Genomic DNA, 966 nt, shown 5'->3' on the forward strand with positions numbered 1-966 from the left:
GTAATCGTTATCATCAACTTCATAACTGAGAACTTCTATTGGTGCTGCCTGACTAGCAGCACACCCAGTCAAAAATACTAAACTCATAAAAACTGAATGTTTCATTTTTATCCTTAAAACATAACGCTGCGTTAAGGGGTGAATGCCGCATAAACCAACTTTCCGCAGACCACCTTCACCACCAAAACTCACTGCAAACCAAAAATGCCACGCGGCATGAATCCCGCTTAAACGCCTTGTTATGCTTAAGCTTCAATGGGTTACGTTTTACTAGAAACAAGATTAACTCAGCTTTGATTCACGAACAAAAGCCAAAAACCAAAAAACTGAAATGACTCATGATTTTGAAAATCAGACCTTGAACTTTGGCAGCTAAAACGAAAAAACCTAAGATCAAATTTCTGATTGAGCCAACCGCCCTAACCTCGCGCTTGCCCGAAAATTGAATGAGGCAACTCTCTGATTTTCTAGCGCCAAAGAATAAGTGTCCGAAAAACAGCGATCAAAAAAGCCAACTTGCCGACAAACACAAAACTGAAAAGCTGAGGGAACAGAGAAAAACCATAAACCACTGATTTTACTTGATTAAGCATAACGCCGCGTTAAGGGGTGAATGCCGCATAAACCAGCTTTCCGCAGACCACTTTCACCACCAAAACCAACCGCATACCAAAAATGCCACGCGGCATGAATCCCTCTTAAACGCCTTGTTATGTTTAAGACTCGAACGGTTAAGTTTTACGATACCAAGAGCTTAACTCGACTTAACAGTGAAAACCAAAATCAGAAGCTAAAAAACTGAATTAACTCATAAATTTGATTGTACCGATATTGAGTTTTAGCGGTTCATCCGGAAAATCGATACTTCGCCTCATGACTGGCTTTGATTTTTAACTCAAAAAATTCCCAATCACGATACCCATAGGCGACTTTGTTCAGCGTCTTTATTCGGTTGTTCACACCCTC

General features: G+C 40.5%; 1 protein-coding gene and 1 pseudogene. Both read right to left on the bottom strand.

Translation table 11 applies throughout. The features are described 5' to 3' along the window. Positions 1 to 123: 123 nt before the first annotated feature. Positions 124 to 243, bottom strand: a pseudogene (locus UF06_RS28255) (DUF3265 domain-containing protein); the annotation flags it as partial. Positions 244 to 585: 342 nt separating this feature from the next. Then, the gene (locus UF06_RS23530; protein ID WP_139046255.1) at positions 586 to 714 is read right to left on the bottom strand and encodes a DUF3265 domain-containing protein; all 129 of its coding nucleotides are present in this window, start codon (positions 712 to 714) and stop codon (positions 586 to 588) included. Positions 715 to 966 lie beyond the last annotated feature (252 nt).

The sequence above is a fragment of the Vibrio sp. S234-5 genome (assembly GCF_000960595.1).
GTDB lineage: Bacteria > Pseudomonadota > Gammaproteobacteria > Enterobacterales > Vibrionaceae > Vibrio.